This window comes from Caballeronia calidae, assembly GCF_900044055.2.
Classification (GTDB): domain Bacteria; phylum Pseudomonadota; class Gammaproteobacteria; order Burkholderiales; family Burkholderiaceae; genus Caballeronia; species Caballeronia calidae.
In genome coordinates this window covers 1-26875 of the sequence record NZ_FCOX02000015.1, presented here as the reverse complement: position 1 = coordinate 26875, position 26875 = coordinate 1, and the positions used below count along the sequence as shown (strand labels likewise).

General features: G+C 63.9%; 20 protein-coding genes, 2 pseudogenes and 2 riboswitches. Of the genes and pseudogenes, 7 read left to right on the top strand and 15 right to left on the bottom strand.

What is annotated here, in order from left to right; translation table 11 throughout:
* Positions 1-5 precede the first annotated feature (5 nt).
* From AWB78_RS15805 to AWB78_RS15795, 3 genes are all read right to left on the bottom strand, one after another.
* Complete coding sequence (locus AWB78_RS15805) at positions 6-1649, bottom strand: fatty acid--CoA ligase (RefSeq protein ID WP_062605796.1); 1644 nt, start codon at positions 1647-1649, stop codon at positions 6-8.
* 396 nt (positions 1650-2045) lie between these two features.
* The gene (locus tag AWB78_RS15800; RefSeq protein WP_062605794.1) at positions 2046-3299 is read right to left on the bottom strand and encodes a D-amino acid dehydrogenase; all 1254 of its coding nucleotides are present in this window, start codon (positions 3297-3299) and stop codon (positions 2046-2048) included.
* Positions 3300-3369: 70 nt separating this feature from the next.
* Positions 3370-3471: riboswitch (glycine riboswitch) on the bottom strand.
* Positions 3472-3474: 3 nt separating this feature from the next.
* Positions 3475-3568, bottom strand: a riboswitch (glycine riboswitch).
* 44 nt (positions 3569-3612) lie between these two features.
* Positions 3613-4560 carry a LysR family transcriptional regulator gene (locus AWB78_RS15795; RefSeq protein ID WP_062605792.1) on the bottom strand — a complete coding sequence of 316 codons (948 nt, stop codon included), beginning with the start codon at positions 4558-4560 and terminating at the stop codon, positions 3613-3615.
* 151 nt (positions 4561-4711) lie between these two features.
* Here AWB78_RS15795 and speB point away from each other — a divergent pair, with 151 nt between their 5' ends.
* The 4 genes from speB (at position 4712) to betA (ending at position 10594) form a co-directional block, all read left to right on the top strand.
* Positions 4712-5686 (top strand): agmatinase, encoded by a 975-nt coding sequence (speB, locus tag AWB78_RS15790; RefSeq protein WP_062605975.1) that lies wholly within the window; start codon positions 4712-4714, stop codon positions 5684-5686.
* 82 nt (positions 5687-5768) lie between these two features.
* A complete protein-coding gene (locus AWB78_RS15785) occupies positions 5769-7277 on the top strand; it encodes an aldehyde dehydrogenase family protein (protein WP_062605790.1) in 1509 nt (502 codons plus the stop codon).
* Between the two features lie 45 nt (positions 7278-7322).
* Complete coding sequence (locus AWB78_RS15780) at positions 7323-8852, top strand: purine-cytosine permease family protein (protein WP_062605783.1); 1530 nt, start codon at positions 7323-7325, stop codon at positions 8850-8852.
* Between the two features lie 50 nt (positions 8853-8902).
* Positions 8903-10594: a choline dehydrogenase gene (gene betA, locus AWB78_RS15775; RefSeq protein WP_062605781.1), complete on the top strand. Its 1692-nt coding sequence runs from the start codon at positions 8903-8905 to the stop codon at positions 10592-10594.
* A gap of 42 nt (positions 10595-10636) precedes the next feature.
* On the opposite strand, the gene AWB78_RS15770 is transcribed toward betA, so the two are convergent.
* From AWB78_RS15770 to AWB78_RS15750, 5 genes and pseudogenes are all read right to left on the bottom strand, one after another.
* A complete protein-coding gene (locus AWB78_RS15770) occupies positions 10637-11905 on the bottom strand; it encodes an NAD(P)/FAD-dependent oxidoreductase (RefSeq protein ID WP_062605779.1) in 1269 nt (422 codons plus the stop codon).
* Between the two features lie 32 nt (positions 11906-11937).
* The gene (locus AWB78_RS15765) at positions 11938-13236 is read right to left on the bottom strand and encodes an NAD(P)/FAD-dependent oxidoreductase (protein ID WP_062605777.1); all 1299 of its coding nucleotides are present in this window, start codon (positions 13234-13236) and stop codon (positions 11938-11940) included.
* Positions 13233-13980 (bottom strand): annotated as a pseudogene (locus tag AWB78_RS15760) (amino acid ABC transporter ATP-binding protein). Before AWB78_RS15760 ends, AWB78_RS15765 begins: the two are co-directional and overlap by 4 nt.
* Entirely contained in the window at positions 13977-14636 is a 660-nt protein-coding gene (locus AWB78_RS15755) for an amino acid ABC transporter permease (protein ID WP_062605775.1), read from the bottom strand. Before AWB78_RS15755 ends, AWB78_RS15760 begins: the two are co-directional and overlap by 4 nt.
* Positions 14637-14672: 36 nt before the next feature.
* A complete protein-coding gene (locus tag AWB78_RS15750; protein WP_062605773.1) occupies positions 14673-15431 on the bottom strand; it encodes a substrate-binding periplasmic protein in 759 nt (252 codons plus the stop codon).
* Positions 15432-15696: 265 nt separating this feature from the next.
* Here AWB78_RS15750 and AWB78_RS15745 point away from each other — a divergent pair, with 265 nt between their 5' ends.
* Positions 15697-16551 (top strand): IclR family transcriptional regulator, encoded by an 855-nt coding sequence (locus AWB78_RS15745; protein ID WP_062605771.1) that lies wholly within the window; start codon positions 15697-15699, stop codon positions 16549-16551.
* Between the two features lie 11 nt (positions 16552-16562).
* Here AWB78_RS15745 and AWB78_RS15740 read toward each other — a convergent pair whose 3' ends face one another.
* The 7 genes from AWB78_RS15740 to AWB78_RS15710 all read right to left on the bottom strand — a co-directional run bounded on the left by AWB78_RS15740 (position 16563) and on the right by AWB78_RS15710 (position 24861).
* On the bottom strand, positions 16563-17702 hold the full coding sequence (locus AWB78_RS15740; protein WP_062605769.1) for a patatin-like phospholipase family protein: 1140 nt from the start codon (positions 17700-17702) through the stop codon (positions 16563-16565).
* Between the two features lie 105 nt (positions 17703-17807).
* Positions 17808-18395, bottom strand: a complete 588-nt coding sequence (locus AWB78_RS15735; protein WP_062605767.1) for a BPSL1445 family SYLF domain-containing lipoprotein — start codon at positions 18393-18395, stop codon at positions 17808-17810.
* A gap of 173 nt (positions 18396-18568) precedes the next feature.
* Positions 18569-19948 carry an MFS transporter gene (locus tag AWB78_RS15730; RefSeq protein WP_062605765.1) on the bottom strand — a complete coding sequence of 460 codons (1380 nt, stop codon included), beginning with the start codon at positions 19946-19948 and terminating at the stop codon, positions 18569-18571.
* Between the two features lie 31 nt (positions 19949-19979).
* The gene (leuD, locus tag AWB78_RS15725; protein WP_062605763.1) at positions 19980-20612 is read right to left on the bottom strand and encodes a 3-isopropylmalate dehydratase small subunit; all 633 of its coding nucleotides are present in this window, start codon (positions 20610-20612) and stop codon (positions 19980-19982) included.
* Complete coding sequence (gene leuC, locus AWB78_RS15720; protein WP_062605761.1) at positions 20612-22039, bottom strand: 3-isopropylmalate dehydratase large subunit; 1428 nt, start codon at positions 22037-22039, stop codon at positions 20612-20614. Before leuC ends, leuD begins: the two co-directional genes overlap by 1 nt.
* Before the next feature lie 100 nt (positions 22040-22139).
* The gene (locus AWB78_RS15715; RefSeq protein WP_062605759.1) at positions 22140-23528 is read right to left on the bottom strand and encodes an MFS transporter; all 1389 of its coding nucleotides are present in this window, start codon (positions 23526-23528) and stop codon (positions 22140-22142) included.
* 241 nt (positions 23529-23769) lie between these two features.
* Complete coding sequence (locus tag AWB78_RS15710) at positions 23770-24861, bottom strand: porin (RefSeq protein WP_062605757.1); 1092 nt, start codon at positions 24859-24861, stop codon at positions 23770-23772.
* A 297-nt stretch (positions 24862-25158) separates the two neighbouring features.
* Between AWB78_RS15710 and AWB78_RS15705 the strand changes: the two genes are divergently transcribed.
* Positions 25159-25737 carry a UbiX family flavin prenyltransferase gene (locus AWB78_RS15705; RefSeq protein WP_062605755.1) on the top strand — a complete coding sequence of 193 codons (579 nt, stop codon included), beginning with the start codon at positions 25159-25161 and terminating at the stop codon, positions 25735-25737.
* Positions 25738-25931: 194 nt separating this feature from the next.
* A pseudogene (locus tag AWB78_RS15700) lies at positions 25932-26717 on the top strand (FAD-dependent monooxygenase); the annotation flags it as partial.
* Positions 26718-26875: the final 158 nt, after the last annotated feature.

Sequence of the window (26875 nt, the reverse complement as noted above, 5' to 3'; positions counted from 1 at the left end):
GATGGTCAGGCGAACTGCGCGCGCAGCCACTTCTTGTTCATCTTGCCGACGCTCGTTTTCTCGAGCGCATCGACGAACTTGACGATCTGCGGCACGGCGTACTTCGAGATCCGGCCGGACTCGCTGAACGTGAGCACGTGGCGCTTGATGTCGTCCTCGTCGATACCGGCGTCGGCCTTGAGCACGACGAGCGCGACCGGCCGCTCGCCCCACTTCTCGTCGCTGATGCCGATGACGGCGACTTCGGCCACGCCCGGATGCATCGAAATGAGGCTTTCGATTTCGAGCGACGACACCCATTCGCCGCCGGACTTGATCACGTCCTTGATGCGATCGGTGATCTGGAGATTGCCCGTCGAATCGATATTGGCGATGTCCTGGGTGTGCAGATAGCCGCCGCTCCACAGGTCGGCGGAGGCTTCTGCGTTGTTCCAGTAGCCCTGCGTGAGCCAGGGCGCGCGCGCAACGACTTCTCCGTATGCCTTGCCGTCGCGGGCGACGTCCTTCATCTCAGCGTCGACGATGCGCAGATCGACGAGCGGAATCGGCAGGCCGGTTTTGCAGCGCAGGCGCACCTGCTCGTCCGTATCGAGCGCTTCGGAACCGGGCTTCAGTTGCGCGAGGCTCAGCACCGGACAGGTCTCCGACATGCCGTAGCCTGTGAAGACATCGATGCCGCGATCGAGCGCGGCGCGCGCGAGGCCGTGCGTCAGCGCCCCGCCTCCGATGACGACCTTCCATTTGCTGAAGTCGACGCTCTTCGATTCCTCGCAGCTCAGCAGCATGTGCAGGATCGTGCCGACGCAATGCGAGAACGTCACGCGTTCGTCGCGCAGCAGCCGCACCAGACGATCGGGCGCGTAACGGCCCGGATAGACCTGTTTCACGCCCATCGCCGTGGCGATGTAGGGCATGCCCCATGCATGCACATGGAACATCGGCGTGAGGGGCATATAGACATCGCCGCGATGGAAGCGCTGTCCCGATTCGGGGCTCGACAGGGCCGCCATCAGCGTGATCGTGTGCAGAACGAGCTGGCGATGCGAGAAATAGACGCCCTTGGGCAGGCCCGTCGTGCCCGTGGTGTAGAACGTGGTCGCGCGGGTGTTTTCGTCGAAGTCCGGAAAATCGTAATGATCCGGATTCGCGGCGAGCATCGCTTCGTATTCGGTGGCGAAGGGAATCGAGTGCGCGCAGACTGCGCTGCCTGCTTCATCGATCCAGACGAAGGTTCGCACCGTTTCGAGCTGATCCCGAATGGCCTCGACGACCGGCAGAAAATCGGTGTGGACGAACAGTATCTCCGCGCCGGCGTGATTGATCGTGTAAGCGATCTCATCGTGCGACAGACGCACGTTGACCGTCTGCAGGACGGCGCCCATCATCGGAACCGCGAAATAGCATTCGAGGTAGCGGTGACTGTCCCAGTCCATCACCGCGACGGTGCTGCCGTGCTGCGCGCCGAGCCCCGCGAGGCCGTTGGCGAGTCGTGCGATGCGCTCGCGCAGCGTGGCGTAAGTCATCCGCATCTGTCCCCGGTACACGATCTCCTGATCGAGCGCCTGAGTGAATGGCGTGTGCAGCAGTTGCTTGATGAGCAATGGATAAGCGTAGGCCGAAGGCTCGGCGGCCTTCACATCGTCCCGCATGGGAATCTCCTTTAATCCTGATATGGACCGAGGGAGGGACGTGGATCAGTATTTTTGTTCGTGTGATGCCCTCCCGGTATGCGAATGTTCGGGGCGAACGCGCGCGTGGACTATCCCCTGAATGGGGGAGCGGGGGAGCGGCGATGATGGGTTATGCCCGCGACCTTGAAGGGCGAGCGCTTGCGGATACGGTGGCGAAACGAGGTTCGATATGGAAGTGTGCCGTTTCGTTGGTAATGAAGACATCGAGGGCGGCGAGGAACTGATCGATTCGCTCATCGACTTGGCTTCTTAGTAACCGTCGCTCGAATCGAAGGCTGAATTTCCAGCACCGCCATTGCCGCCGCTGCGGCGATTGCGCGCGGCCCGCTTGCACGAGACCGCGCGTGCTTCACCTCATGCGGCGCGAGCCAACCCCACCGCGCACGGCGCCGAGTCCAGCAAAATGGCATCCGCGATCGACTCCGCGGTCGCCGCCGACAACGTCCATCCGAGATGCCCGTGTCCCGTGTTGTAGTAGACGCCGGCCCGCTTGCCCTGCCCGACGCGAGGCAGCATGCTCGGCAACATCGGACGCAGGCCGGCCCACGGAATCACGCGCGCCGTCGACATCTCCGGAAACAGTTCACGCGTCCACGCGACGAGCGGCGCGATGCGATCGGCCCTGATATCGCGATTGAACCCGTTGATCTCCGCTGTCCCGGCGACGCGAAACCGGTCTGCCCCGAGACGGCTCGTCACGATCTTCGCCTTGTCGTCGAGCAGGCTCACCCACGGGGCCGCCTGCCGGCTCTTCTCGTCATCGAGGCATACGGTGATCGAATAGCCCTTCACCGGATACACGTTCACATGGTCGCCAAGCATCCGCGCGAACTCGCGGCTTCTCACGCCCGCACACACCACGATGCGATCGAACGCGCTCGCGAGCGCACCGTCGGCATTGTTCGTGCGGATGTCGAAGCGTCCGTCGCAAGTCTGATCGATCGATGCGATCTCCGTGTCGTAGCAGAACTCGACGCCATGCTTCACGCACGCTTGCGCAAGCCCGCGCGTGAACTTGTGGATGTCGCCGGTCGCATCCGATGGCGTGAAGAAGCCGCCGTAAAACTCGCCGCGCAACGCCGGCTCGATCCGGCCGATCTCGCCCGCTTCGACCGCATGCCGGTCGAGTCCGCCTTCGCGCAGAAGCTCGTTGACCTTCGCGGCCGAATCGTAATCCTTGCGGCTTCGATAGACATGCAGAATGCCGCGGCGCTCCAGATCGAAGTCGATGTGCTCGCGCTCGGCGATCGCGTACAGATGGTTGCGCGCCGCAAGTGCCAGGCGCACGGTCTCGATGGTGTTCGCGCGGTAGTTCCCGATGTGACGCAGGAACTCGCCCATCCACGAATACTTGTGCCATGAAGGCGACGGATTCAGGAGCAAGGGCGCATCGCGCGTGAGCATCCAGCGCAGTCCCTTCACGACGGTGGCCGTGTGATTCCAGACTTCGGCGTTGCTGACGGATAGCTGGCCGCCGTTGGCGAAGGACGTTTCCATCGCCGCATAGCGATGGCGTTCGAAAACGGTGACGTCGAAGCCGCGGCGCGCGAGGGCGTAAGCGGTCGTGACGCCGGTGATGCCGGCGCCGATGATGGCGATTCTTGACATGACATGGTCCAGATTGTGTTGAGCATGTGCCGGTTCGACGCGATGTGCGTCATGTCCGGCTCCCTGCCCCATCTGTCCATGTACCTGAGAGTTTCGATCCTGCCCGGCCGCCCTTGTGTGGCGTCCTGGCGGGAAATCCCCTTCGGTGGGCGCAGCGCGCCTCTCTCCAGATCGTTCCTGCGGCGCGGTCCTTGGGCCTGAGAGTTTCCGGGGCGGTTGCTCCGTCGGCGCCGTCATCGTTCGATGACAGTCTCTCCCGCGCTGCATTCGAGAACATCCGCAAGATAACGTCACGAATTACCGCGCGCAAGTGCTATTTGCGAGAAGTCCGCGCGTCAGCCTCGGGCAAACCCGGCCGCAGCGCCTCGTGGCTCGCCTGCAGATCGGCCATGAAAACCTTCAGGATCGATGGCATGGCCGCGCCGCGCCGCGTGATCGCGCAGAACGGCCAGATGCCGCCATAGCGCTCCGCGCAGATCCGCCGCATGTCGCCGCTTTCGACCCAGCGAAGCGCGTAGTGATTGGGCAGAAATCCCACATACGTGCCCGACAGGATCAGGATGGCCTGCGCCTCGACATTGTCGACGGTGGCCGCCGCCCTGCTCGCGCTCAGCATGCGCAGATCGTGCTGCTGGAAATAGCCCCGCGCGACGATCCGGCTCTCGGCGATCATTTCCGAGGACACGTCGGCATCGAACGCGCGCGCATAGAGCGGATTGCCCTTGCCGCAATAAAGGCCGTCCGGTTCGACGTAAAGCTCGTCGTAGCTCAGGCCCGGCACGTGAATCGGAAAATGGCCGATGGCCACATGGAGCCGGCCGTCGAGCACGCGCTCTTCCAGCTCGGCGGGCGAGCCGACATAGACGTCCACATGCACATCGTGCCCTCGCGACACGAACTTCTGCAGCGCATTCGGCAGCGGCGATGTCTTGTCGGAGACCGTGTTGTCGATGGTCCCGAGGTAGAGCTTTCCCGAAATGTGCTTCTTGAGCGCGTCGGTATCCATGCAGAACGCCTCGACGGCAATCTGCAGCCGCTGCGCCGCTTCGTAGGTCGCGATGCCGTGCTCGGTCAGCCGGAACCCGCTCCGGCCGCGTTCGCACAGCTTCAGCCCGAGACGGGTCTCGAGCGTGGTCATCTGCTCGCTGATCGTCGACTGGCTGACGTTCAGGCTCGCCTGCGCGGCGGAAAAGCCGCCGCATCGCACCACGGCCATGAAAACCCGCAACAGCTTGAGGTCCACGTCCTGCAACTGGGTCATCGGGTTCGCGCCTCCGTGCGCCGTTGCTTCGGAAATTCCGATATGAACATCCGATACTCGTGATTTTCATGCCCGCCGCTCCTGTCCATAGTCTCTCAAAACAACGCGCAGGCTCAACCTGCGGTCCACTCAGACAGAACAGGAGATGCAGATGCAGGGCAACAGCTATGAATCCGGGCGACTCAACCTGCCGTTCGTCGGCCATTGCACGTTCGCGAAGTCGCCGGTGTGCCTCGACTGGAACCGGATCGACGCCGATGTGGCGATCCTCGGCGCGCCGAACGACATGGGCACGCAATGGCGCTCCGGCGCGCGCTTCGGGCCGCGCAGCATTCGCGAGGCGTCGACGCTGTTTTCGTTCGGCCACGCGGGCGCCTACGACCACGAAGACGACGTGCTGTATCTGAGCCGCGATCAGTTGCGCATGGTCGACGTCGGCGACGCCGACATCGTGCACACCGACATGGCGAGCAGCAACGCCAACATCGAGCTTGCGGTGCGCAAGATTCTCGCGTGCGGCGCGATGCCCATCACACTCGGCGGCGACCATTCGATTCACGCGCCGGTGATCAAGGCCTTCGAAGGAAAAGGACCGATCCACATCATCCACTTCGACGCGCATCTGGACTTCGTGGACGAACGTCACGGCGTGCGCTACGGGCACGGCAATCCGCTGCGGCGCGCATCCGAGATGGCGCATATCGTCGGCATGACGCAGCTCGGCATTCGCAACGTGTCGTCGTCGAATCGCGAGGACTATGACGCGGCGCGCCGTGCCGGCTCGGAGATCCTGTCCGTGCGCGACGTGCGCCGGCTCGGAACCGAAGGCGTTCTCGCGCGGATTCCCGAAGGCGCGGCCTACTATATAACCATCGACATCGACGGCTTCGACCCCTCCATCGCGCCCGGCACGGGCACGCCGAGCCACGGCGGCTTCCAGTACTACGAGGTGCTCGAGATCATCCAGGCGCTCGCCCGTCGCAGCCGCGGAAACATCGTAGGAATGGACCTCGTCGAAGTCGCGCCCGCCTACGACCCCGCCGGCGTCACGCCGATTCTCGCCGCTCAGCTGCTGATGAACTCCATCGGCTTCATCTTTCACGAGCGCAGCAAGGCCAAACGCTAAAAAGCGCGCCTGCACCCGGACGGTTCACATCGACATTCACGGGGCTCGACATCACGAAGCCCCGGACAATCAGGAGACGACGTTGGATACCATTGTTCGCGATTACCTCGAGCGATTCGGCATTCAGGAGGCCACCGCGCGCTTTTTGAAGAAGCCGCAGAAAATGTTCATCGGCGGCGAGTGGGTGACGGGCAGCGCGGGAGAGACACTCGACGTGATCGAGCCGTCGACCACCGGCGTCATCACGCAGCTTCCGCTCGCCACCGCCGACGATCTCGACCGTGCGGTTCGCGCGGCACGCAAGCAGTTCGACGGCGGCCCGTGGCGCAAGCTCAAGCCGCTGGAACGGGAGCGCATGCTGCATCGGCTCGCGGATCTGATCGAAGCCAACGCGACCGAGCTCGCGGAAATCGAATCGATCGACATGGGCAAGTCCGCCGCGCAGGCGCGCGATGTCGACGTGCAGGGCACCATCGACACGTTCCGCTACTTCGCCGGCTGGGCGTCGAAGCTGCACGGTCGTACCGTCGAGCCTTCGCTGCCGGGCGATTACGTGGCCTATACGCGCAAGGAGCCGGTCGGCGTGGTCGGCATCATCGTGCCGTGGAATTTCCCGCTGCAGACGATGGCGTGGAAGCTCGCGGCCGCGCTCGCCGTGGGCTGCACGGCGGTCATCAAGCCGGCCGAGCTCACGTCGCTGTCGACGCTGCGCTTCGCCGAGCTCGTGCAGGAGGCCGGCATTCCGGAAGGTGTCGTCAATGTCGTGACGGGGCGCGGCGCGGTGATCGGCGCGGCGCTCGCGCGTCATCCCGGCATCGACAAGCTCACCTTCACCGGCTCGACCGATGTGGGCCGCAACGTGGGACAGGCGGCCGTGCACGATATCCGCCGCGTGACGCTGGAACTCGGCGGCAAGTCGCCGGTGCTCGTGCTCGACGATGCGGACATCGACGCCGCTGCGCGCGCCGTCGCGAACGGCATGTTCTTCAACTCCGGCCAGGTGTGCGACGCCGGCACGCGCGTGTATGCGCAGCGCAAGATCCACGATCGCTTTCTCGCCGCGCTCATCGACTACACGCGCACGCTGAAGATCGCACCGGGCCTCGATCCCGACTGTTTCATCGGCCCGCTGGTCTCGGCGCTGCAGAAGGAACGCGTGAGCGCGTATATCGACGCGGGACGGCGCGAAGGCGCGGAGCTCGTCTACGGCGGACGCAGGCGCGCGGAAGCCGGTTACTTCGTCGAGCCCGCGATCTTCGCGCATTGCCGCAACTCGATGAAGATCGTCCGCGAAGAGATCTTCGGACCCGTGCTGGTGACATCGCCCTTCGATGACATCAACGAAGCCGTGCAGCTCGCGAACGACTCGCCCTACGGTCTCGCCGCGGCCATCTACTCGAACGACGTGAATCGCATTCACTCGCTGGTGCCGCAACTGCGCGCGGGCAGCGTCTACGTGAACGCGCACAGCACGATCGACCCGGCGATGCCGTTCGGCGGATTCAAGGAATCGGGCTTCGGCAAGGACCTCGGGATGGAGCAGCTCGACCACCTGACGGAGACGAAGGCCGTCTGGATCACGCTGCACTGAGCGCTTCCTTCTCTTACGGCATCAGCTTACTGATCGAGGTACGCGATGAAATCATATGAAAGCGCCGCGCACGCGAGCGCGAATTCGGCGGCGACGAGCGAGCACGGGGCGATAGAAGGTCATTCGATCGACTTCATTCCCGAGCACGAGCGAACGGACCGGCTGTCCCGCCAGGGACCTTTCTGGTTCCTCGGCAACTTCACCTTCTTCACGATGACGATCGGCTTCGTCGGACCGAGCGTCGGTCTCACGTCGTGGTGGACGACGGTCGCCGGCACGCTCGGCATCATGTTCGGGACGCTGTTCATGGCGTTTCACGGCTCGCAGGGTCCGCATCTCGGCTTGCCGCAGATGATCCAGTCGCGCGCGCAGTTCGGCTATCGCGGCGTGATTCTGGTCCTGTTCGCGACCTTGTTCGTCTTCGCGGGCTTCAACATCGTCAATCTCGTGTTGATGATGCAGGGCCTCAAGACGCTGTTCGGCTGGGACCCGTTCAGGATCGCGCTCGCAGTCACCGTGCCCGCGTCGATTCTCGCCGTGCTCGGCCACGACTGGATGCACCGCAGCTTCAAGTGGGCGCTTTATCTGTCGCTGCCGCTGTATGGCCTCGTTACGCTCGCGGTCCTGATGCACTGGGTTCATGACGTTCCGGCGCCGGCGTTGGCAGCGGGTGCGAGCGCCCCGGCGCCGCTCGGCTTCAACTGGACGGGATTCATCGCCCAGTTCGCGGCGGCCGCCAGCTACAACATCGCCTATGCGCCCTATGTCTCCGACTACTCGCGCTATCTGCCGAAGAACACCTCGGGCAGCAAGCTGATCGCGGCGGTGTTCGTGGGTGCGTCGCTGTCGGGCGCGTGGATGATCGCCGTCGGCGGCTGGCTCGCGGATCACCTGCATGCGAGCGATGTGCTCGTCGCGCTCAATCAGGTCGGCAGCGATCTCGTACCGGGACTCGGCAGCGTGGTCGTCGGCGTCACGATTCTCGCGTTCCTGCCCGTCATCGCGATGAACATCTACAGCGCGAAGCTGACCGCCATCACCGGCGTCGATTCGTTCAGGAAAATCCGGCCGACGGCCAGGACGCGCATCGTCGCGGTGCTCTTCGTCGTGTGCCTGCAACTGGGCGTGGCGTTGAGCATCTACACGTCGGGCAAGGGATTGTCGGTGCTGAACATCTATCTCGTCGTGATGCTGTACTTCCTCGTGCCGTGGACGGCGGTCAATCTCACCGACTACTTCTTCGTCCGCAAGGGCCGCTATGCGATCCCGCACTTCTTCATGCCGCACGACAGCGTGTACGGCGCGTGGGGCGGGCGCGGCCTGATTTCCTATGCGATCGGCTTCGCGGCGATGATCCCCTTCTTCTGCATCTTCGATGGTCAGGACGCGGTCTATGTCGGTCCGCTCGCACGGGCGATCGGCAGCGTCGATCTCGCATGGCTGGTCGGGCTGCTCGTGTCGGGCATCGCGTACTTCGTGCTCGCCCGCTCGCTCGACATGCGCAAGGAAGAGGCGGTCATCGATCACATCGAAAGGACGTTGCCCCAGTACACGACCGGCGACAAGCGCTTCTGAGCCCGCCGCGTCATCCACGAATGCGAAACAGCAAGAGATCAGGAAACGATATGTCCACCGATCAATACGATTACATCATCGTCGGCGCAGGCTCGGCCGGATGCGTGCTGGCCAACCGCCTCACCGAAAACCCGTCAGTGCGCGTGCTGGTGCTGGAGTACGGCGGCAGCGATCGCAGCATCATCATTCAGATGCCGAGCGCCTTCTCGATGCCGATGAACACGAAGAAGTACAACTGGAAGTACGAGACCGCGCCGGAACCGCATCTCGACGGACGCCAGCTGCATTGTCCGCGCGGCAAGGTGCTGGGCGGGTCGTCGTCGATCAATGGCCTCGTCTATATTCGCGGCCACGCCTACGACTTCGACGAATGGGAATCGCTCGGCGCGCGCGGCTGGGGCTACGCGAACTGCCTGCCGTATTTCCGGCGCGCGGAGAGCTACAAGTTCGGCGGCGATGAGTATCGCGGCGGGAGCGGACCCTTGTCGACGAACAACGGCAACAACATGCGCAACCCGCTTTACGGCGCATGGGTCGAAGCGGGCGCGCAGGCGGGCTACATCAAGACGGACGATTGCAACGGCCACATGCAGGAAGGCTTCGGCGCGATGCACATGACCGTCAAGGACGGCGTGCGCTGGTCCACCGCCAATGCCTATCTGCGACCGGCGATGAACCGGCCCAACCTGCATGTCGTGACCAATGCGATGACACGCCGGGTGCTGATAGAAGGCAAGCGCGCGGTCGGCGTCGTCTACGATCAGGGCGGCGTGACCCATACCGCGCGCTGCCGCGCCGAAGTGCTGATCTCGTCGGGGCCGATCGGCTCGCCGCATCTGCTGCAGCGCTCGGGCATCGGACCGGCGGACGTGTTGCGCCGCGCGGGTGTCGAAGTGCTGCACGACCTGCCGGGTGTCGGAGAAAGCCTGCAGGATCACGCCGAGATCTACATCCAGTACGCGTGCAAGCAGCCGGTCACGCTCAACAGCAAGATGGACCCGTTCAGCAAGTTCATGATCGGACTGCGCTGGCTGCTGTTCAAGGATGGGCTCGGCGCCAGCAATCATTTCGAAGCGGGCGGCTTCATTCGCTCGGAAGCGGGCCTGCGCTGGCCGGACATCCAGTTCCATTTCCTGCCGGCGGCGATGCGTTATGACGGCGACAAGCCGCTCAAGGGACATGGCTTCATGGTGCTCACCGGACCCAACAAGCCGAAGAGCCGGGGCTACGTGCGCCTGAACGCCGCCGATCCTTACGTGCACCCCGAGATCCGCTTCAACTATCTGGAACGCGAGGAAGACCGCGAGGGATTCCGGCGCTGCGTGCGTCTCACGCGGGAAATCATCGAGCAGCCGGCGATGGACCCGTTTCGCGATGTCGAGCTTGCACCGGGGCCGGACGTCCAGACGGACGATGAGATCGACGCCTTCGTCCGGGCGAATCTGGAAAGCACGATGCACCCGTGCGGTTCGTGCCGGATGGGGGAAGACGCGATGGCGGTGGTGGACTCCGAACTGCGCGTGCGCGGCATGCAGGGGCTCCGCGTAATCGACTCGTCCGTGTTCCCGACCGAGCCGAACGGCAACCTGAACGCGCCGACGATCATGCTGGCCGAACGCGCCGCCGACCTGGTCAAAGGCATCCCGACGCTCGACCCTTCGCACGCGGAAGTGGGACTTGCGGACGGCTGGGAAACACGGCAGCGCACCAGTGAGCCGAAACGCAAGCTGCATCACGTGTGAACGGTCAGAACGGGCGCCGGTCGAACCGGCGCCCGTCGCGTCTCATGCGTACCGGGCGAGACGGAATGGCTCGAGATCGACTGGCGGTGTGTCGCCGCGGATCAGCGCCGCAACGCACTCGCCGACCGCCGGCCCGATGCCGAAACCGTGCCCCGAAAAGCCCGAGGCCAGATAAAGCCCCGGCACGTCGTGAAGCGGCCCGATGACCGGCATCGCATCGGGCGTCACATCGATGTAGCCGCCCCACGACTGCGCGATGCGCGCGCCGTTGAACACCGGAAAGCTGTCCCGCAGGCGCGTCCACGCCTGATCGATGCCCTTCGCGTACGGAAGCGGATCGAGCATCCGGCAGCGCTCGAACGGCGATTCGCGATCGGACGGAAAGCGCCGCGGAATCTTCCATTCCTCGACGAAGCGCTGATTCAGGCGCACGCGCACGATCGACCGGTTCGCGATCCACGGACGAAGGAACTTGTTCATCAACCGGAAGCTGTCCGGAACGAGTTCGCCGAGCGACGCGGAAAACTGCGACACCGTATAGCCGCCGTCCGCGCGCTTGCGGCACGTGAAGTCCTTGGCGTTGATCGACACCGACATGCCCGCGTCGAACGGCGCCGTGCGCAGCACCGAGCCGCGCACCTTCAGTTGCGGAAACTCGACGCCGAAGTTGCCGCAAAACAGACGCGACCACGCGCCCGCCGCGACCAGCACGTTCTGCGCACGCACGCGGCCGGTCTCCGTGACGACCGCGCTCACGCGTCCCGCGCTGCTTTCGATGCCGCGCACCGCGCAATTTTCGACGATCGTCGCGCCTGCCTGACGCGCGAGCGCGGCGATGCCGGCTGTCGCCTGCGTCGGTTCCGCGACGCCGCAGCTTGCGCTGTGCATCGCGCCTGTCCACGCGCGCGCGCTTTGCGGCAACAACTGCTGCGCCGCGCGCTTCGTCAGGAATTCGGCCTTCGCGCCGCAGGTCTTCGCGCTTTCGAACCAGCGCGCGTGATCGCTCGCATCGCGCTCGTTCTCCTGCAGATACAGCAAGCCGTTCTGACGATAACCGACATCGACCTGCTCCTGAATCTCGCGCCACCGGCGATTGGCGAGCAGCGCGAGCGGCACTTCGGGCATGTCGCGCGACAGTGTGCGCACCCATCCCCAATTGCGCGACGATTGCTCGCACGCAAGCGTGCCCTTCTCGAAGAGCGCCGTGCGCACGCCCGCTTTCGCGAGCCAGTAAGCCGTGCTGACGCCGATGATTCCGCCGCCGACGATGGCCACATCCACCGGATCGAGCGCCTCTGCCATTGTGTTCATATCCTGTTTTCGAGTGCGATGGACGCCGCGCTTCACGCGGGATGACCGAGCGCATCGCGCAGCCGGTACCAGCTGATCGCGAGCGCTGCGCCGAGCTGGCGCGCGGGATAAAACGGAATGCGGCTGACCGGCGTCACCGGAAAATCGAGCTCGGCAGCGGGCACGCCGTTGATCGCGTCCGACAACACGCGGCCGAGCGCGGTCGCCATCGCGACGCCGCGTCCGCAATAACCGTAGGCCGTCCAGATCCCCGGTGCGAGCTCGTGCACGCGGGGCAGATCATCGACGGTCATGCCGACGCGGCACGCCCAGCGATGCGCCCAGCGCACGCCTTCGAGCTGCGGAAAGCGCGCGATGGCGGCGGCGCGAAGCTGCTGCTCCGTCGCGGGATCGATGTGATCCGCCGCGCGCCCGCGTCCGCCGATCACGAAGCGCCCTTCCGGGTCGATGCGGCAGTAGTACGTGATCTTGCGCGTCTCGGAGATGCCCGCGCGGCGCGGCATCAGCGCCTGTTGCAGCGGCGCGGGCAACGGCTCGGTCGCGATCTGCGCGCTCGCGACGGTCACATACGATTGCGCCACCGATGGCCACAACTGCCCGGTATAAGCGTCCGTCGCGATGACGACCCGCGTCGCGCGCACCGTATGGCTGCCAACGTCGAGCGTGATGCCGCCGCCGCGAGTCTCGCGGATGCCATCGACCGGCGCATGCTCGTAGAACGCCACGCCGCGCCGGGACGCCGCGCGTGCAAGTCCACGCGCGTACGCGAGCGGATGCACCGCGCCCGCGCGCCGCTCGACGAGACCGGCGGGCCAGAAGCGCGAGCCGGTTGCATCGAACATGGCGTCGGCGCAAAGGTATTCGACATCGCCGCCGTGCGCGTTGATCTCGCGCGCGCGCCGCTCGAGATAGCCGACCGACGCCTGCGAGAACGCGCCCTGAATCCAGCCGGTGCGCGTCGCGGCGCAATCGATCTTCAATGCGGACACGAGATCGAACAGATAATCGGCGTTGCCGTAGGCGAAGCGCGTCATCCGCCCGGCGACATCGCGGCCGAAGCGATCGATGAGCGCGGTCGGCGTCGGCTTGAAGCCCGGCACGACTTGTCCGCCGTTGCGCCCCGATGCGCGATGCCCGACTTCGAACGCTTCGAACAGCGCAACCTGCCGTCCGGAATCCGCGAGATGGTACGCCGCCGATAAACCCGTGAAGCCGCCGCCGATCACGGCGACATCGACTTCGATATCTTCGCCGAGCGTCTTTGCGGGATTGCGCGCCGCCGCCGTGCTCGACCACAGCGTGCTGGCCGGTTCGAATGCATCGCGCTTCATGATGTCAGCGACTCCGCGTGCGTGACGCGCTTGAGGAAGTCGCGCACGCGCTCGTTCTTCGGCTGCGTGAGCACGTCGCGCGACGGCCCTTGTTCGGCGATACGTCCGCCATCGAGGAACAACGTCCGATCCGACACGCTGCGTGCGAAGTCCATTTCGTGCGTGACGACGACCATCGTCATGCCTTTGTCCGCGAGCGCGCGCATCACCGAAAGCACTTCGCCGACGAGCTCGGGATCGAGCGCGGACGTGGGTTCATCGAAGAGAATCGCTTCGGGCTCCATGGCAAGCGCCCGCGCAATCGCAACGCGCTGCTGCTGCCCGCCCGACAACTGCCGCGGATAATGCTGCGTCTTTTCCGCGAGGCCGACCGACGCAAGCAGGTCTTTCGCACGCGCCGTGGCTTGCGCGACGCTCTCCCCCTTCACGTGAACGGGACCTTCCATCACGTTTTCGAGCGCCGTGCGATGCGGGAACAGATTGAAGCGCTGAAACACCATCGAGACGCGCTGACGGATCGCGTTGATCTGACGGCTTTTCGCATCGATCGACGGGCACGCCATCGATCGTGATGCGGCCGCCGTCGTGTTGCTCCAGTCCGTTGATGCAGCGCAGAAGCGTCGACTTGCCCGAGCCCGACGGCCCGATCAGACACACGACTTCGCCCTTCCTGATTTCCGCGTTGATGTCCTGCAGGACGACATGCGCGCCGTATGATTTACGGAGATTCTCGATCTTGATCATTTGCCTTTCCCGAAGCGCCGTTCCAGCCGGCCGATGCCATACATCATCGGCAAGCTCATCACGAGGTAGATCAGCGCGACGAGCGTGAAAATCGTGGCGCTCTTGAACGTCGCGGATGCGATCAGCTTGCTTTGCATCGACAATTCGACGACCGTGATGACCGCGGTCTGCGACGAGTCCTTCAGCATCATCACGACGTTGTTGCCATATGGCGGCAACGCGATGCGAAACGCCTGCGGCAACACCACGCGGCGCATCAGCTTGAGCCGCGACATGCCGATGGATTGCGCCGCTTCGTACTGCCCGGAATCCACGGCGTCGATGCCCGCGCGAAACACCTCCGCCATATACGACGAATACGCGATGCCGAGGCCCAGCGCGCCCGCCTGGAACGCCGTGAGACCCACGCCGATCTCCGGCATGACGAAATACATGTAGAACAAGATGACAATGATCGGCACGCCGCGCAGCAGGTTCGTCAACACGCGGCTCGCATGCGCGAGCGCGGCGACGCCGCTCACGCGCAACAGTGCCCAGAAGAGGCCGAGCAGCGTGGCGATCACGAGCGCGGCGGCGGTAATGGCGATGGTCGTCAGCACGCCCTGCATGAGCACGGGCGCGAATTCGATCGCATCGCTCGCGAATGATTCGAACATCGGCGTATCCTGCGTTGCGCAATCAGTCGTTGCGGGTTAGTGAGTGACGTTCCACTTCTTCAGGATCGCGTCGATGGTGCCGTCGGCCTTCAGCCTGGTGATGGCGGCGTCGAGCTGCGTGCGATGCGCGTCGTCGCCCTTGCGCACGGCCAGCGCGATGTTCGTGGGCAGCGACGGCTTGTAGCTGTCGACATAGCGCACGCCGCTCACGCCTTGTGACCGCACCTGATACGCGATGACGGGACCGTCGCCGATGGCCGCATCGAGACGATGCAGCTTCACGTCGCGCACGAGATCGGCCATGGTGTCGTACATCTTCACTTCCTTGACGCCGGGCGTGGCCTTCAGCGGATCGACATACAACGTGCCGATCTGCACGCCGACGGTCTTGCCTTTCAGCTCGGACAAATTCGTGTAGCTGGTCTTGTCGTCATCGGGCACGATCAGCCCTTCGCCATATTCGACGACGATCTGCGTGAAATCGACGACTTGCGCACGCTGCGGCGTCTTCGCGAATGCCGACGAAATCAGATCGATCTTGTCCGTCTGCAGCGACGGCACCAGCGACGCGAACGGAATCGGCGCGACGTTCGTCTTGTAGCCCGCTTCCTTGCCGACGGCGTCGGCGATGTCGATCATCGCGCCGCGCAGCGTGTTGGTCTTCGGATCGAGGAAGTTGAACGGCACGGCCGTGGGCGTGGCCCCGACGCGCAACGGCGCGGGCTCCGCGTGCGCCACCGACAACGAGGCGGCGCACAACACGCCCGCCATCAACACATTCAGTTTTTTCAACATGGAATCCCCTTTTGGATGATTGGCGACGTGGCCCGATTTGCCTCGTCTTGTATCGCTAAACGATATGTGTGTATCGCACATGTATTCGTTATAACTGTCCATTTTTGTGCCGTCAACAAGCTGATGGCTTGACGTATGTCTCTTATATTTAGGGGTTTTCCCCGAATGAAGTGCTGCTTCGCTGATCTGGAGGGCCGGCGGCGTCGATTTTGCGGGGATATTGTGATTCAATACGTAGGGATTGCTTTTCAATGCCTCTTTGCCCATGACGAACCCGATTCAAGGCCAGGAACCGGCCCTTTCATCGCCCGAGGAATCGACGCTTTACGTGCAGTCGCTCGCAACGGGCATCAACGTGCTCAATGTGTTCGGTCCGGATAATCGCGCGCTGAACCTGCCGGAGATCGCGGCGCTCGCGGGCATTTCGAAGAGCGCGACGCAACGCTTCGCGTTCACGCTCGAAGCGCTCGGCTTGCTTGTCAAAGATCCGGTGACGAAGCGCTATTCGCTGTCGTCGCGCACGCTGGAACTCGGCTGCCGGTATCTCGAATCGCATTCACTGTTGAGCCGCGCGAATCCGTTCCTGCTTGAACTCAACCGCAATTCGGGGGAAACGGTGAACTTCGCGGAGCCGGCGGGCACGGACATGATTTACATCGGCCGCTTTCCCAGTCTGATGCGGCTGCTCGTGCACATGCCGGTCGGGCGTCGGATTCCGATCTACTGTTCGTCGGCGGGACGCGCGTATCTGTCCGCACTCGACGAAGATCAGGCGCGCGAACAGTTGCTTGCGTGCGAGCGCGTCAAGTACACGCCGAACACGATCACGGACATCGATGTCCTGATGGACGAGTTGCGGCAGTCGCGCGAGCGCGGCTTCGCGTATTGCAACGAGGAGTACTTTCGCGGCGATCTCGCACTCGCGGTGCCGATCTTCGATTCGGGACATCGCGTTGCCGCCGCATTGCAGATGTCCGTGCTCGCCGGCAAGTGGACGCTCAAGCGCGCGGTGGCGCGTCTCATCCCGATGATGCAGGAAACCGCGCAGCTCATATCGACGGCCGCGCCGACGCCTCAAGCCCTGGCGCCGTTCACGAATATCCCGACGCGCAAGGTTTGAGACGAGACGACTCAGGTTCGGCCTTCAGGGACCACGTCGTCGTCCGCGCTGGAAACCGCCAGACCTTCGATGGGGTCCAGTGGCGTATCCCACGGGTGCGCAGCAATTGCCCGCATCGCGGCTTCATAGCCGGCGCGCTGACGCGCCGCGGTGCCGGCTGGCGTGAAGTCGATATCTTTCAACGGGTCGTCGCCATCCAGACGAGGCGCGGGGAGCTTGATCAGGCGCATCGTGGTCTGGCATCCCCATGCCGCGAGCTCCTGAACCTCGGATGTGCCGCGTTCGGCTTCCGGAAGGCGCTTGACGAGTTCGCGGACGACATGGCGAAGGCGATGTATCTGTTGCTGCCGCGCGATATGGCTATCGGTGCGGCTGGCGTACTGAATGTCCTTTTGCCGCTCCCAGATCTGCCACAGGTTTTCCGGTTCAGTGCCGGCCGGATTCCACAAGTGCACGGAGAAGATGACCGAGCTCTTGCGTGGCTTGTCATCCAGCACGACCTCGATCGGCGTGTTGGAATAGATGCCGCCGTCCCAGTACGGCTCGCCATCGATCCGTACCGCGGGAAACGCCGGTGGAAGCGCGCCCGAACTCATGATGTGCTCGACGCGCAACCGTTCGTCACGCGAATCGAAGTAGCGCATCGCGCCGGTGCGAGCGTTCACCGCGCCAACGGTCAGACGCGGACACACCTTATTCAATAGATCGAAGTCGACAAACGACAGCAGCGTATTGCGCAATGGCTCGATGAGATAGTACGACGCCCGATCCACGCCCAGCGGGGCGAGCGGTCCGAGCCAGCTCGCCGGATTCGGCTGGAAGAATCCCGCAATGCCGCCACCGAACGTCATCCACCTTGCGAACGCTTTGTCCAGACCCGGCAACGCAGGGAGCATAGTGAGCCGGGCGCGGTCACTGACCAGATTCCAGAACTCCGCCATGCGTTGAAACCGGCGCTCGGGCGGATTACCGGCGATCAACGCCGCGTTGATCGCGCCGATGGAGGTGCCGATCACCCAATCCACCTGGATACCCAATTCGTGTATCGCCTGGTAGACACCCAGCTGATAGGCACCCAGCGCGCCGCCGCCCTGGAAAACGAGGACCACTTGCCCCGGCAACGCGATGCCCTGCGGACGGTTCATTGTCATCGATCGCCTCCCTCAGGATTGTGCCGGGGCAACTCGGCGAGGAGCGTGTGCGAAGGCCATCGCGATGTGGTCGACCGGGACGTATTCGCCGCTGATCGACCGCCGTCAGACCTTCAGCCGGGAAACCTTCGTACCCGCAAGCGACACGTCACCCATCAGACCGGCATTCGTCAGCACGATCGCTTTGACGGGCGCGGTGGCTGTCGTCGTATCGATCTCTCCGTTCGCGCCGACCTTCAGCAGCGCGACGGACCCCTCGCCACCGACCGACCAGCCCTTGGCGTTGCGGAAGCTGCCGAGCGCTTCCTGCGTCAAGAACACATAGATCATAGCCTTCGATTGCGCACCCGCCTGCAACCCGAACGACCCCGACACCGTGCTGTAGTAGCCCACCGATTTTCCGCCTACCTGCAAGGCACCTTCCCCGTATTCGCCGCCGGCGACGAAGCCGACCTTGATCACGGACGGGAATACGAGCACGCCATTCGCCTTGGCGACGAGTTCACTCGAACCCTTGACCGTCTTGTATAGCCGCGACAGCGTTGCGCGAACCTTGGCATCGATTTCCTGACGCTTCGCGGTATTGGACTCGGCGGCAGCGGCATCGCGCATCGTCATCTGGAGCGCTGAAAGGCTGACGCCGCCGCCGGCGATCACCGCAGTACTCTTCTGTAGAAAGTCTCTTCTGCGCATGGTTGCTCCCATCGTGGTTGACAGTCGAACCCGAGTTGCTGCAATGATTGAAGGACGTGTTTCATCGACACGTGTCTGGACCAATCGATGATTTCAATATCATCATCAGGCGGTGTCCGCAATGTGCGCGACAGGGGCGAGAGCAGGCAGGATAAATCCGCGCACCGCGCGAGCTATTGCGCGAGATCAATTCCTGATTCTTCATGCAGCCCTTCAGCACGGCGCTCGTATCGCGTCACTCCGCCCAGCCACGCCGACAGCAGCACGATCAGCACGAATACGGCGGCGAGATTGAAGAACAGGTCGGCCACCGGCAGATGCATCGATAGCAGCACGCCGCCGAGCATCGAACCCGCGACCGAGCCGAGCTTGCCGATGCCGATCGCCGAGCCGACGCCCGTCGAGCGCAGCGTCGTCGGATACACCATGCCCGACACGGCGTACAGCGCGAACTGGCTGCCGATCACGCATACGCCGCTCGCGAACACGGCCGCGAAGAGCCAGGCGGTCGGCATCGGCATGCCGAGCGACGCGGCGATCGGGCAGCCGGTCACGGCAAGCAGCAGAATCACGCGCACGCCGTAACGATCCACGCAGCGGCTCAACGCAAGGGCGCCGACCGTGCCGCCGACCGGAAACATCATCGCCGCCTGAGCCGCCCGGGCGGGCGCGAGCGTGCTCATGCTGAACAGGATCGGCAGCCAGTTCTGCAGGAAGTGGAGCGCCAGCGAGTTGAGGATGAAGATCGCCCACAGGAGCGGCGTCACCCTGGCGAGACCGTTCTGGAACAACGCGGTCGGCCGCACGGGCACACGTGTTTCGTCATCGACGACATAACGCACGTCTTCGCCCTGGGTCTCGGCGCCGAGATGACCGGCAATGCGTCGAATGCCGACGACGTCGCGGCCTTTCATGATGAGAAAGCGGATCGATTCGGGCAGCAGCACGAACGACGCGAGCGCCACGACGATCGCCGCCACGCCGCCCAGCGTGAACAGCACCGGCCAGCCGAAGCGCGGCAGCAGCCACGAGGCGACCGCTCCGCCACCGCCCGCGCCGATGGAGAAGCCCGAAAACATCAGCGTGATCCACGTCGCGCGTCGCGCCTTCGGGGCGTACTCCGAAACGAGCGCGACCGTGTTCGGCACCACCCCGCCCATGCCTATGCCCGCGAGAAAGCGCAGCAGCGTGAGCTGCTCCAGCGAGTCCGCATAGCCGCACATGAACGTCAGGATGCCGAACCAGAGCGAGCCGTAAATGATGGTGAGCCGCCGCCCGAAGCGGTCGCCGCTGAAGCCGAGCAACAGCGAGCCCACGAGCACGCCGAACAGTCCCACGCCGAACACGCGCCCGAAGCCGGCCGCGTTCGTGTGCCAGGCCTGGATCAACGCGGGCGCCGCAAAGGCCGCCGCGACCTGATCGTAGCCATCGATCAACACGATCAGAAAGCACCATACGATCAGACGGAGCGCGAAGCCGCCGAGCTTCTGTCGCTCGATCAGCGACGAAACGTTGACGGTGGTTTCCGGTGCAGCAACGGTGCTGAGGCTCATCTTGTCTCCTCGGTTCTTTTCGTTCTTTTATTTACAGCCACGGCGAGCGCGCGAGATGCGCCGCTTCAAAAGCGCGGATGGCGTCGGCATGGCCGAGCGTCGCGCCGGTCTCGTCGAGTCCTTCGAGCAGCAGCTTCTTGGCCGCCGGGGCAATCTCGAACGTCCAGCGCTCATCGTTCGGCGCGCACACCGTTTGCGTAATCAGATCGACGCGCAGGCGATAACCGGGCGATCCTTTCACCGCCTCCATCAGACGCGCGATCGTCGCAGTGTCGAGCTGGATCGGCAGCAGTCCGTTCTTGCAGCAGTTGTTGAAGAAGATGTCCGCGAAGCTTTGCGCAATCAGCACGCGAAAGCCGAATTGATGAAGCGCCCACGGCGCGTGCTCGCGTGAGCTTCCGCAGCCGAAATTGCGCCGCGCAAGGAGCACCGACGCGCCGTCGTAGCGCGGCTGATTCAGCACGAAGTCCGGTTCCGGCGTGCGTTCGTGGGCCGGCTTGCCGAAATAGCCGGCATCCTTATAACGCCACTCGTCGAAGAGATACGGACCGAAGCCGGTTCGCGCGATCGACTTCATGAACTGCTTGGGCATGATCGCGTCCGTATCGATGTTGTCGCGATCGAGCGGAACGACGAGCCCCGTGTGGCTGACGAGCGGCTCCATCAGCGATCTCCTTGAAGGCCGGTCACGCGGCGAACATCGACGAAGCGGCCCGCGAGCGCGGCCGCCGCCGCCATCGCGGGACTCACGAGGTGCGAGCGGCCGCCCGCGCCCTGCCTGCCCTCGAAATTGCGGTTCGAGGTGGACGCGACGCGCTCGCCGGCCGCGAGCCGGTCCGCGTTCATCGCGAGGCACATCGAGCAGCCGGGCTCGCGCCATTCGAATCCGGCGGCGATGAAGATCTCGTGCAGCCCTTGCGCCTCCGCATCGCGCTTCACCTGCTGCGAGCCCGCGACGGCGAGCGCGAGACGCACGTTCGGCGCGATCCGCCCTCCCTTGACGCGCAGCACACGCGCGGCAGCCTGAAGATCTTCGAGGCGCCCGTTGGTGCACGAGCCGATGAACACCTTGTCGATGGCGATCGCATTCATCGGCGTGCCCGCTTTCAGGCCCATGTAATCGAGCGAGCGCGCCCACGCGGCGCGCTGGCCGGCGTCGGCGGCGTCGGCGGGATCGGGTACGCGGCCGTCGATGCCCGCGACCATCTCCGGCGACGTGCCCCATGTGACCTGCGGGACGAGCGCGGACACATCGAGCACATGTTCGGCGTCGAAGCGCGCATCGTCGTCCGAACGCAGGGAGCGCCATGCGCGCGCCGCGTGCTCCCACGCCTCGCCTCGCGGCGCATTCGGGCGCGTGCTGCAATAGTCGAGCGTGGTGTCGTCGACCGCGATCAGCCCGGCGCGCGCACCTGCTTCGATCGACATGTTGCAAAGGGTCATGCGCCCTTCCATCGACAGCGCGCGCACCACGGGCCCCGCGAATTCGATGGCATGCCCCGTTGCGCCCGCCGTGCCGAGCGCGCCGATCACCGCGAGCGCGACGTCCTTCGCCGAGCAACCCTCGGGCACTTCGCCCTCGATGGTCACGCGCATCGTCCGGCTGCGCCGCGTGATGAGCGTTTGCGTGGCCAGCACATGCTCGATCTCCGACGTGCCGATGCCGAACGCAAGCGCGCCGAGCGCCCCGTGCGTGCTCGTGTGCGAATCGCCGCAGACGATCGTCATGCCGGGCAGCGTGTTGCCGAGCTCGGGCGCCACGACGTGAACGATGCCCTGATGCACGTCGTCCATGCCGTGATGCGCGATGTCGTTGCGCTCGCAGTTCTCCTGCAACGCTTCGACCTGAACCCGCGAAACCGGGTCCGCGATGCCGAGACCGCGATCCGTGGTCGGCACGTTGTGATCCGCCACCGCGAGATTGGACTGCGCGCGCCACACGGGCCGCGACGCCTGCCGCAGCGATTCGAACGCCTGCGGGCTCGTCACTTCGTTGAGCAGATGGCGGTCGATGTAAAGCAACGCGGTGCCGTCCGCATCGACACGAACCGTGTGCGCGTCGAAGATCTTGTCGTACAGGGTTTGACTCATCTATATTTCGGTATCCGAATGAACTCGCGGACAGTTTCATCGACGCGGAATGCGGCGCCGTGCCCCGCACATTAGCGTGGCGGCACGGCGCGCTGTGGGATTACGAGTCGTGCAACAGCGAACGCTGGGGCGGTTCGAACGCTGCTTCAGCGGCCGGCTGCTCGCCGAAGCGTGCGCGGTAGAGCAGCGCGAGGATCGTCGAGAACACGGCGGCAATGAGGAACAGCAGCGACGCCGCATAGAATAGCTGCGTGATCGGCAGGTGCATCGAGAGCAGCAGACCGCCGATAACAGGCCCGGACACCGAGCCTATCTTGCCCACCGAGATCGCACTGCCGACGCCGGCCGAGCGGAACGACGTGGGATAGATCATGCCGGCCACCGCATACAAGCCGTACTGCGCGCCCACCACGCAGAAGCCCGTGGCGAACACGGCGAGCATGAGCCAGCCCTGCGAGGAGCCGTGACCGAGCGCCGCAACGACCGGCAGACCGATGACGGGCAGCGAGATGATCGCCGCGACACCGTGACGATCGACGAAGCGGCACAGCACCAGACCGCCGATCACGCCGCCGACGGAGAACATCATCGTGATGAGACCCGCGCCGCGCGGATCGATGCCCATGCCTTCCATCAGGATCGGCAGCCAGTTCTGCAGGAAGTAGAGCGCCATCGAGTTCGCGATGAACACGATCCACAGCAGCGGCGTGATGGCGGCGAGGCCATCGGAGAAGATCAGCTTCAGCACGAAGCGCTGCTGCTTCTCGCGGGCTTCGCCGGCCACGAACGCAGCGTCGGCGGGAATGTTCAGATCGGGACGCAGGCGCGCGACGAGCTTGCGCAGCATCTGCGGATCGCGCTGCCGGAGCACGAGCAGCTTCGCCGATTCGGGCAGCGTGAAGATCAGCAACAGCGCGACGAGCAGCGAGCCCACGCCGCCGACCGCGAACATCACGGGCCAGCCGAAGCGATGAATCAGCGCGGACGACACGAGACCGCCCGAACCCGCGCCGATCGAAAAGCCCGAGAACATCAGCGTGACCCATGTGGCGCGCAGGCGCTTCGGCGCATATTCCGCGACCAGCGCGACCGAATTCGGCACCACGCCGCCCATGCCGATGCCGGCCAGAAAGCGCAGCAGCATCAACTCCTGCAGCGACGTCACCCACACCGAAGCGTAAGTCAGCGCGCCGAAGAAAAGACTGCCGATGATGATCGCCTTCTTGCGGCCGAGCCGGTCGCCGAGATAACCGAAGATGAAGGAGCCGATGAGCGTACCGAACAGGCCCGCGCCGAACACGGGGCCGAATCCGCCGCGCGAGACGTGCCAGTCCTTGATGATGGCGGGCGCCGCGAACGACACTGCCGTCTGATCATAGCCATCCATCAGCATGATCAGGAAACACCAGAACAGCAGACCGGCGGCGAAGCGCCCCGTCTTCTGCTCTTCTATCAGTGTTGCGATATTGAAAGTCCGGTCTGCTTGCATGTATGTCCCGTTTGCCTCGTGCGGACGGACGCGCCGGTCGGCGCATCCGTCCGCAATGCTGCTGAATATCTCTCATGGCGACGCCATGGCCGGAGCCACAATATAAGAGGCGGCCCCGCGCGGCTCAATCAAAAAGTAACGATGAAGCGATCGAAAAAAGTGAAGAGTCCGCGTTTCCGCTTGCTCCCCAATTTGCTCCCCGTCTGCACACGTCTCACCGCACGATGACACCTCCGCTTCGTCAGAACATATGGTTGAGGCCGATGCGCGCGACCGTCTGGCTGCCGGTCGACGACGGCTGGTAGCCGAACTGCGCGGCGCGCGCGCCGGGCCCCGACGCGTGTTGCAGGCCCACGCCCGCATAGACCTGCGTGCGCTTCGACAGGTAATCGGTCAGGAACAGGTTGTACTGGTTGATCGTGAGTCCCTGGAACAGCGAGTGATCCACCGACAGCCCGAGGATGAAAAAGCCCAGGCCGCCGACCAGCTCCGTGTTCACGCCCGCCTGATAGTTGTTCAGCTTCGCCGAGCCCTGGGCGTTCTTCAGGTCGACGCCGGAATACGTGACGTGCGGCGTAAAGATGCCGATCTTCACCGAGGCCCCGGCGGCGAGCGTGCTGTAACGGCTCGCGTTGAACATCGTGCCCTGCCTCAACGGCTGACCCAGCAGCGAGTTCAGGCTGAAGGTGCCGAAGATGTCGGCCGTGCGGTTATGCGACATCGTGTACGCGATGCCGAAATTCACGGTGCCGCTCGAATACTGCGCGCCGACGCTGTACTGGCGCCCCGCGCTGAAATCGCCGGCCTGGTTGCCGAACGCGTTCATCGCGCCCAGCTGGAAGCCGTGGAAATTGATCGACTCGTACTTCACGGCGTTGTTGAGCGCGTGCGTGTTGGCGAGGCCGTCGAGATTGCCCGGCGTGTAGAACGACGAGATGCCCGGCACCGAGTTGTTGAGTCGCCCGACATACTGATAGATATAGTCGTTGATGTTCCCGAAGCTCAGCGAGCCGAAGCGATCGTTCTCGAGTCCCACGTAAGCGTTGCGGTTGAAGAAGCTGGTCGGATTGATCTGCGCGCCGGTGTTGGTCAGAAGGCCCGATTCGAGCCGCGCGAACGCCGAATTGCCGCCACCCAGATCTTCCTTGATCAACAGTCCCCAGCGGTCGGGCTGACGCTTGCCTGAGGACTCCTGGTACAGGTGTTTGCCCTGAGAGTTCGATACGAAATCGACGCCCACGTCGATGCTCCCGTACAGCGTCACAGACGACTGCGCCCACGCGGGGCCAGCCAGGATCGCGGCGCAGCCGCCGACCAGCAGACAAGTTCTCAACCGAAGTCTCCAATGTTTTATCGTTGGCCGGCTGCTCTCCGGCGCCGGCTTCTTGCATCCCGCGGTGGTGCGGGCCGTCGTTCGACAGCCGCTTTGCTCGATGCGGAACCGAGTGTAACCACATCAATTCGGGTTTTGAATCACGAGTTATTTATCAATCAATAGAACATCTCGAATATTCAGTCAGGGTATTCACTTAATCATTCCAAAAGCGCTCATAAGTTATCCGACGGAATGAATCGTCGTGCTAACATCCGCGACGTTTTGATTCAATCACCGTTGAAACGGAGAGCACAGATGCATTTCAGCGCAGTACCGCCCCGGCGCATGATCGTGGGCATCAGCGGCGCGTCGGGCGTCGTCTACGGTGTCCGGCTGCTGCAATTGCTCAGGCAGCTCGACATCGAATCGCATCTGGTGATGAGCCGCTCCGCGCAGGTCACGCTCGCGCACGAGTCGCCGTACAGCGTCGCCGATGTTCGCGCGCTCGCCACGGTCACGTATCCGAACACGGACATCGGCGCGGCCATTTCGAGCGGGTCGTTTCCCGTGATGGGGATGATCGTCGCGCCGTGCTCGATCCGCACGCTCTCGGAAATCGCCACGGGCGTGACGAGCGGGCTGCTCTCGCGCGCGGCCGATGTCACGCTCAAGGAGCGCCGCCGGCTCGTGCTGATGGTTCGGGAAACGCCGCTGCATCTGGGCCACTTGCGCAGCATGACGAGCGTGACCGAAGCCGGAGCAATCGTGTATCCGCCGGTGCCCGCATTCTACGCGAACCCCGAATCGCTCGACGAAATGGTCGATCACACGATCGGGCGCGTGCTCGATCTCTTCAACATCGAGACCTCGGTGGTGCATCGCTGGGGCATGTGAGATTCATGCGCCGGCTGTCACGCATTATCAATTTTCAGTGATAACTCATTCGAATACTTTTGCTTCTTTAGCGACTGACGTTCATTTAAAGTGGTTCCGTTTTAAAACGAAACCCCATTTAAAAGATTTATCGATCGAATGATAAATCTTCTCGATAAGAGACAGCGTTAATACGAAAGAGGTCGAAAGGTCGAATGAAGATCGTCATTGCAGGGGCCGGTATCGGCGGCTTGACGGCGGGAGCCGCTTTGTTGAGAAAAGGCTTCGACGTCACCATCCTTGAACAGGCCAGGACGCTCGGCGAGATCGGCGCCGGCGTGCAGTTGAGCCCGAACGCCACGCGCGTGCTTTATCGGATCGGCGTCGGCGAGCGCCTCGAAGGCCTCGCGTGCGAGCCGCCCGGCAAGCGCGTGCGCCTCTGGAACACGGGGCAGACCTGGCCGCTCTTCGATCTCGGCGCCGCATCGCGCGACGTGTATGGCTTTCCCTACCTGACCGTGCATCGCGCGGACCTGCATGAAGCGCTCGTCGACGCGGTGCGCGCATGCAACCCCGACGCGATCAGGCTCGATCACAAGGTCGAGTCGATCGTGCAGAAAGACGGCCGGGTCGAAGTGCAGACCGTTTCGGGCGCCACGTTCGAAGCGGATCTGCTGATCGGCGCGGACGGTGTGCATTCGCGCGTGCGCCGCGCGCTCTTCGGCGCGGACGAGCCCGTCTACTCGGGCGTGATGGCCTGGCGCGGCGTGATCGACGCCTCGAAGCTGCCCGAACATCTGCGCACGCCCTACGGCACCAACTGGGTCGGACCCGGCGCGCACGTGATCCACTATCCGCTGCGCGGCCACAAGCTCGTCAACTTCGTCGGCGCCGTGGAACGCGATGGCTGGCAGGTCGAGTCGTGGTCGGAGCGCGGCACCATCGACGAATGTCTCGCCGATTTCGACGGCTGGCACGAAGACGTCCGCACGCTGATCTCTTGAGTTCGACAGTTAAACGCGCAACTATTTGATTTTATTGATGTCGATTTTAAAAAATGCCACTACAACAGCGCGAGCTGGTGCGGGGCGGCCGGTTTTTTCACGTTCAGGGCATTGAGCACCTCGGATTGTTCGGCGCTGATGGTCGAGACACCCGT

What these genes read in the sequence shown, in the direction of transcription:
- AWB78_RS15805 (WP_062605796.1), bottom strand. Translation starts at nt 1,649, where the DNA reads ATGCGGGACGATGTGAAGGCCGCCGAGCCTTCGGCCTACGCTTATCCA.
- AWB78_RS15800 (WP_062605794.1), bottom strand. Translation starts at nt 3,299, where the DNA reads ATGTCAAGAATCGCCATCATCGGCGCCGGCATCACCGGCGTCACGACC.
- AWB78_RS15795 (WP_062605792.1), bottom strand. Translation starts at nt 4,560, where the DNA reads ATGACCCAGTTGCAGGACGTGGACCTCAAGCTGTTGCGGGTTTTCATG.
- speB (WP_062605975.1), top strand. Translation starts at nt 4,712, where the DNA reads ATGCAGGGCAACAGCTATGAATCCGGGCGACTCAACCTGCCGTTCGTC.
- AWB78_RS15780 (WP_062605783.1), top strand. Translation starts at nt 7,323, where the DNA reads ATGAAATCATATGAAAGCGCCGCGCACGCGAGCGCGAATTCGGCGGCG.
- betA (WP_062605781.1), top strand. Translation starts at nt 8,903, where the DNA reads ATGTCCACCGATCAATACGATTACATCATCGTCGGCGCAGGCTCGGCC.
- AWB78_RS15770 (WP_062605779.1), bottom strand. Translation starts at nt 11,905, where the DNA reads ATGAACACAATGGCAGAGGCGCTCGATCCGGTGGATGTGGCCATCGTC.
- AWB78_RS15765 (WP_062605777.1), bottom strand. Translation starts at nt 13,236, where the DNA reads ATGAAGCGCGATGCATTCGAACCGGCCAGCACGCTGTGGTCGAGCACG.
- AWB78_RS15755 (WP_062605775.1), bottom strand. Translation starts at nt 14,636, where the DNA reads ATGTTCGAATCATTCGCGAGCGATGCGATCGAATTCGCGCCCGTGCTC.
- AWB78_RS15750 (WP_062605773.1), bottom strand. Translation starts at nt 15,431, where the DNA reads ATGTTGAAAAAACTGAATGTGTTGATGGCGGGCGTGTTGTGCGCCGCC.
- AWB78_RS15745 (WP_062605771.1), top strand. Translation starts at nt 15,697, where the DNA reads ATGACGAACCCGATTCAAGGCCAGGAACCGGCCCTTTCATCGCCCGAG.
- AWB78_RS15740 (WP_062605769.1), bottom strand. Translation starts at nt 17,702, where the DNA reads ATGACAATGAACCGTCCGCAGGGCATCGCGTTGCCGGGGCAAGTGGTC.
- AWB78_RS15735 (WP_062605767.1), bottom strand. Translation starts at nt 18,395, where the DNA reads ATGCGCAGAAGAGACTTTCTACAGAAGAGTACTGCGGTGATCGCCGGC.
- AWB78_RS15730 (WP_062605765.1), bottom strand. Translation starts at nt 19,948, where the DNA reads ATGAGCCTCAGCACCGTTGCTGCACCGGAAACCACCGTCAACGTTTCG.
- leuD (WP_062605763.1), bottom strand. Translation starts at nt 20,612, where the DNA reads ATGGAGCCGCTCGTCAGCCACACGGGGCTCGTCGTTCCGCTCGATCGC.
- leuC (WP_062605761.1), bottom strand. Translation starts at nt 22,039, where the DNA reads ATGAGTCAAACCCTGTACGACAAGATCTTCGACGCGCACACGGTTCGT.
- AWB78_RS15715 (WP_062605759.1), bottom strand. Translation starts at nt 23,528, where the DNA reads ATGCAAGCAGACCGGACTTTCAATATCGCAACACTGATAGAAGAGCAG.
- AWB78_RS15705 (WP_062605755.1), top strand. Translation starts at nt 25,159, where the DNA reads ATGCATTTCAGCGCAGTACCGCCCCGGCGCATGATCGTGGGCATCAGC.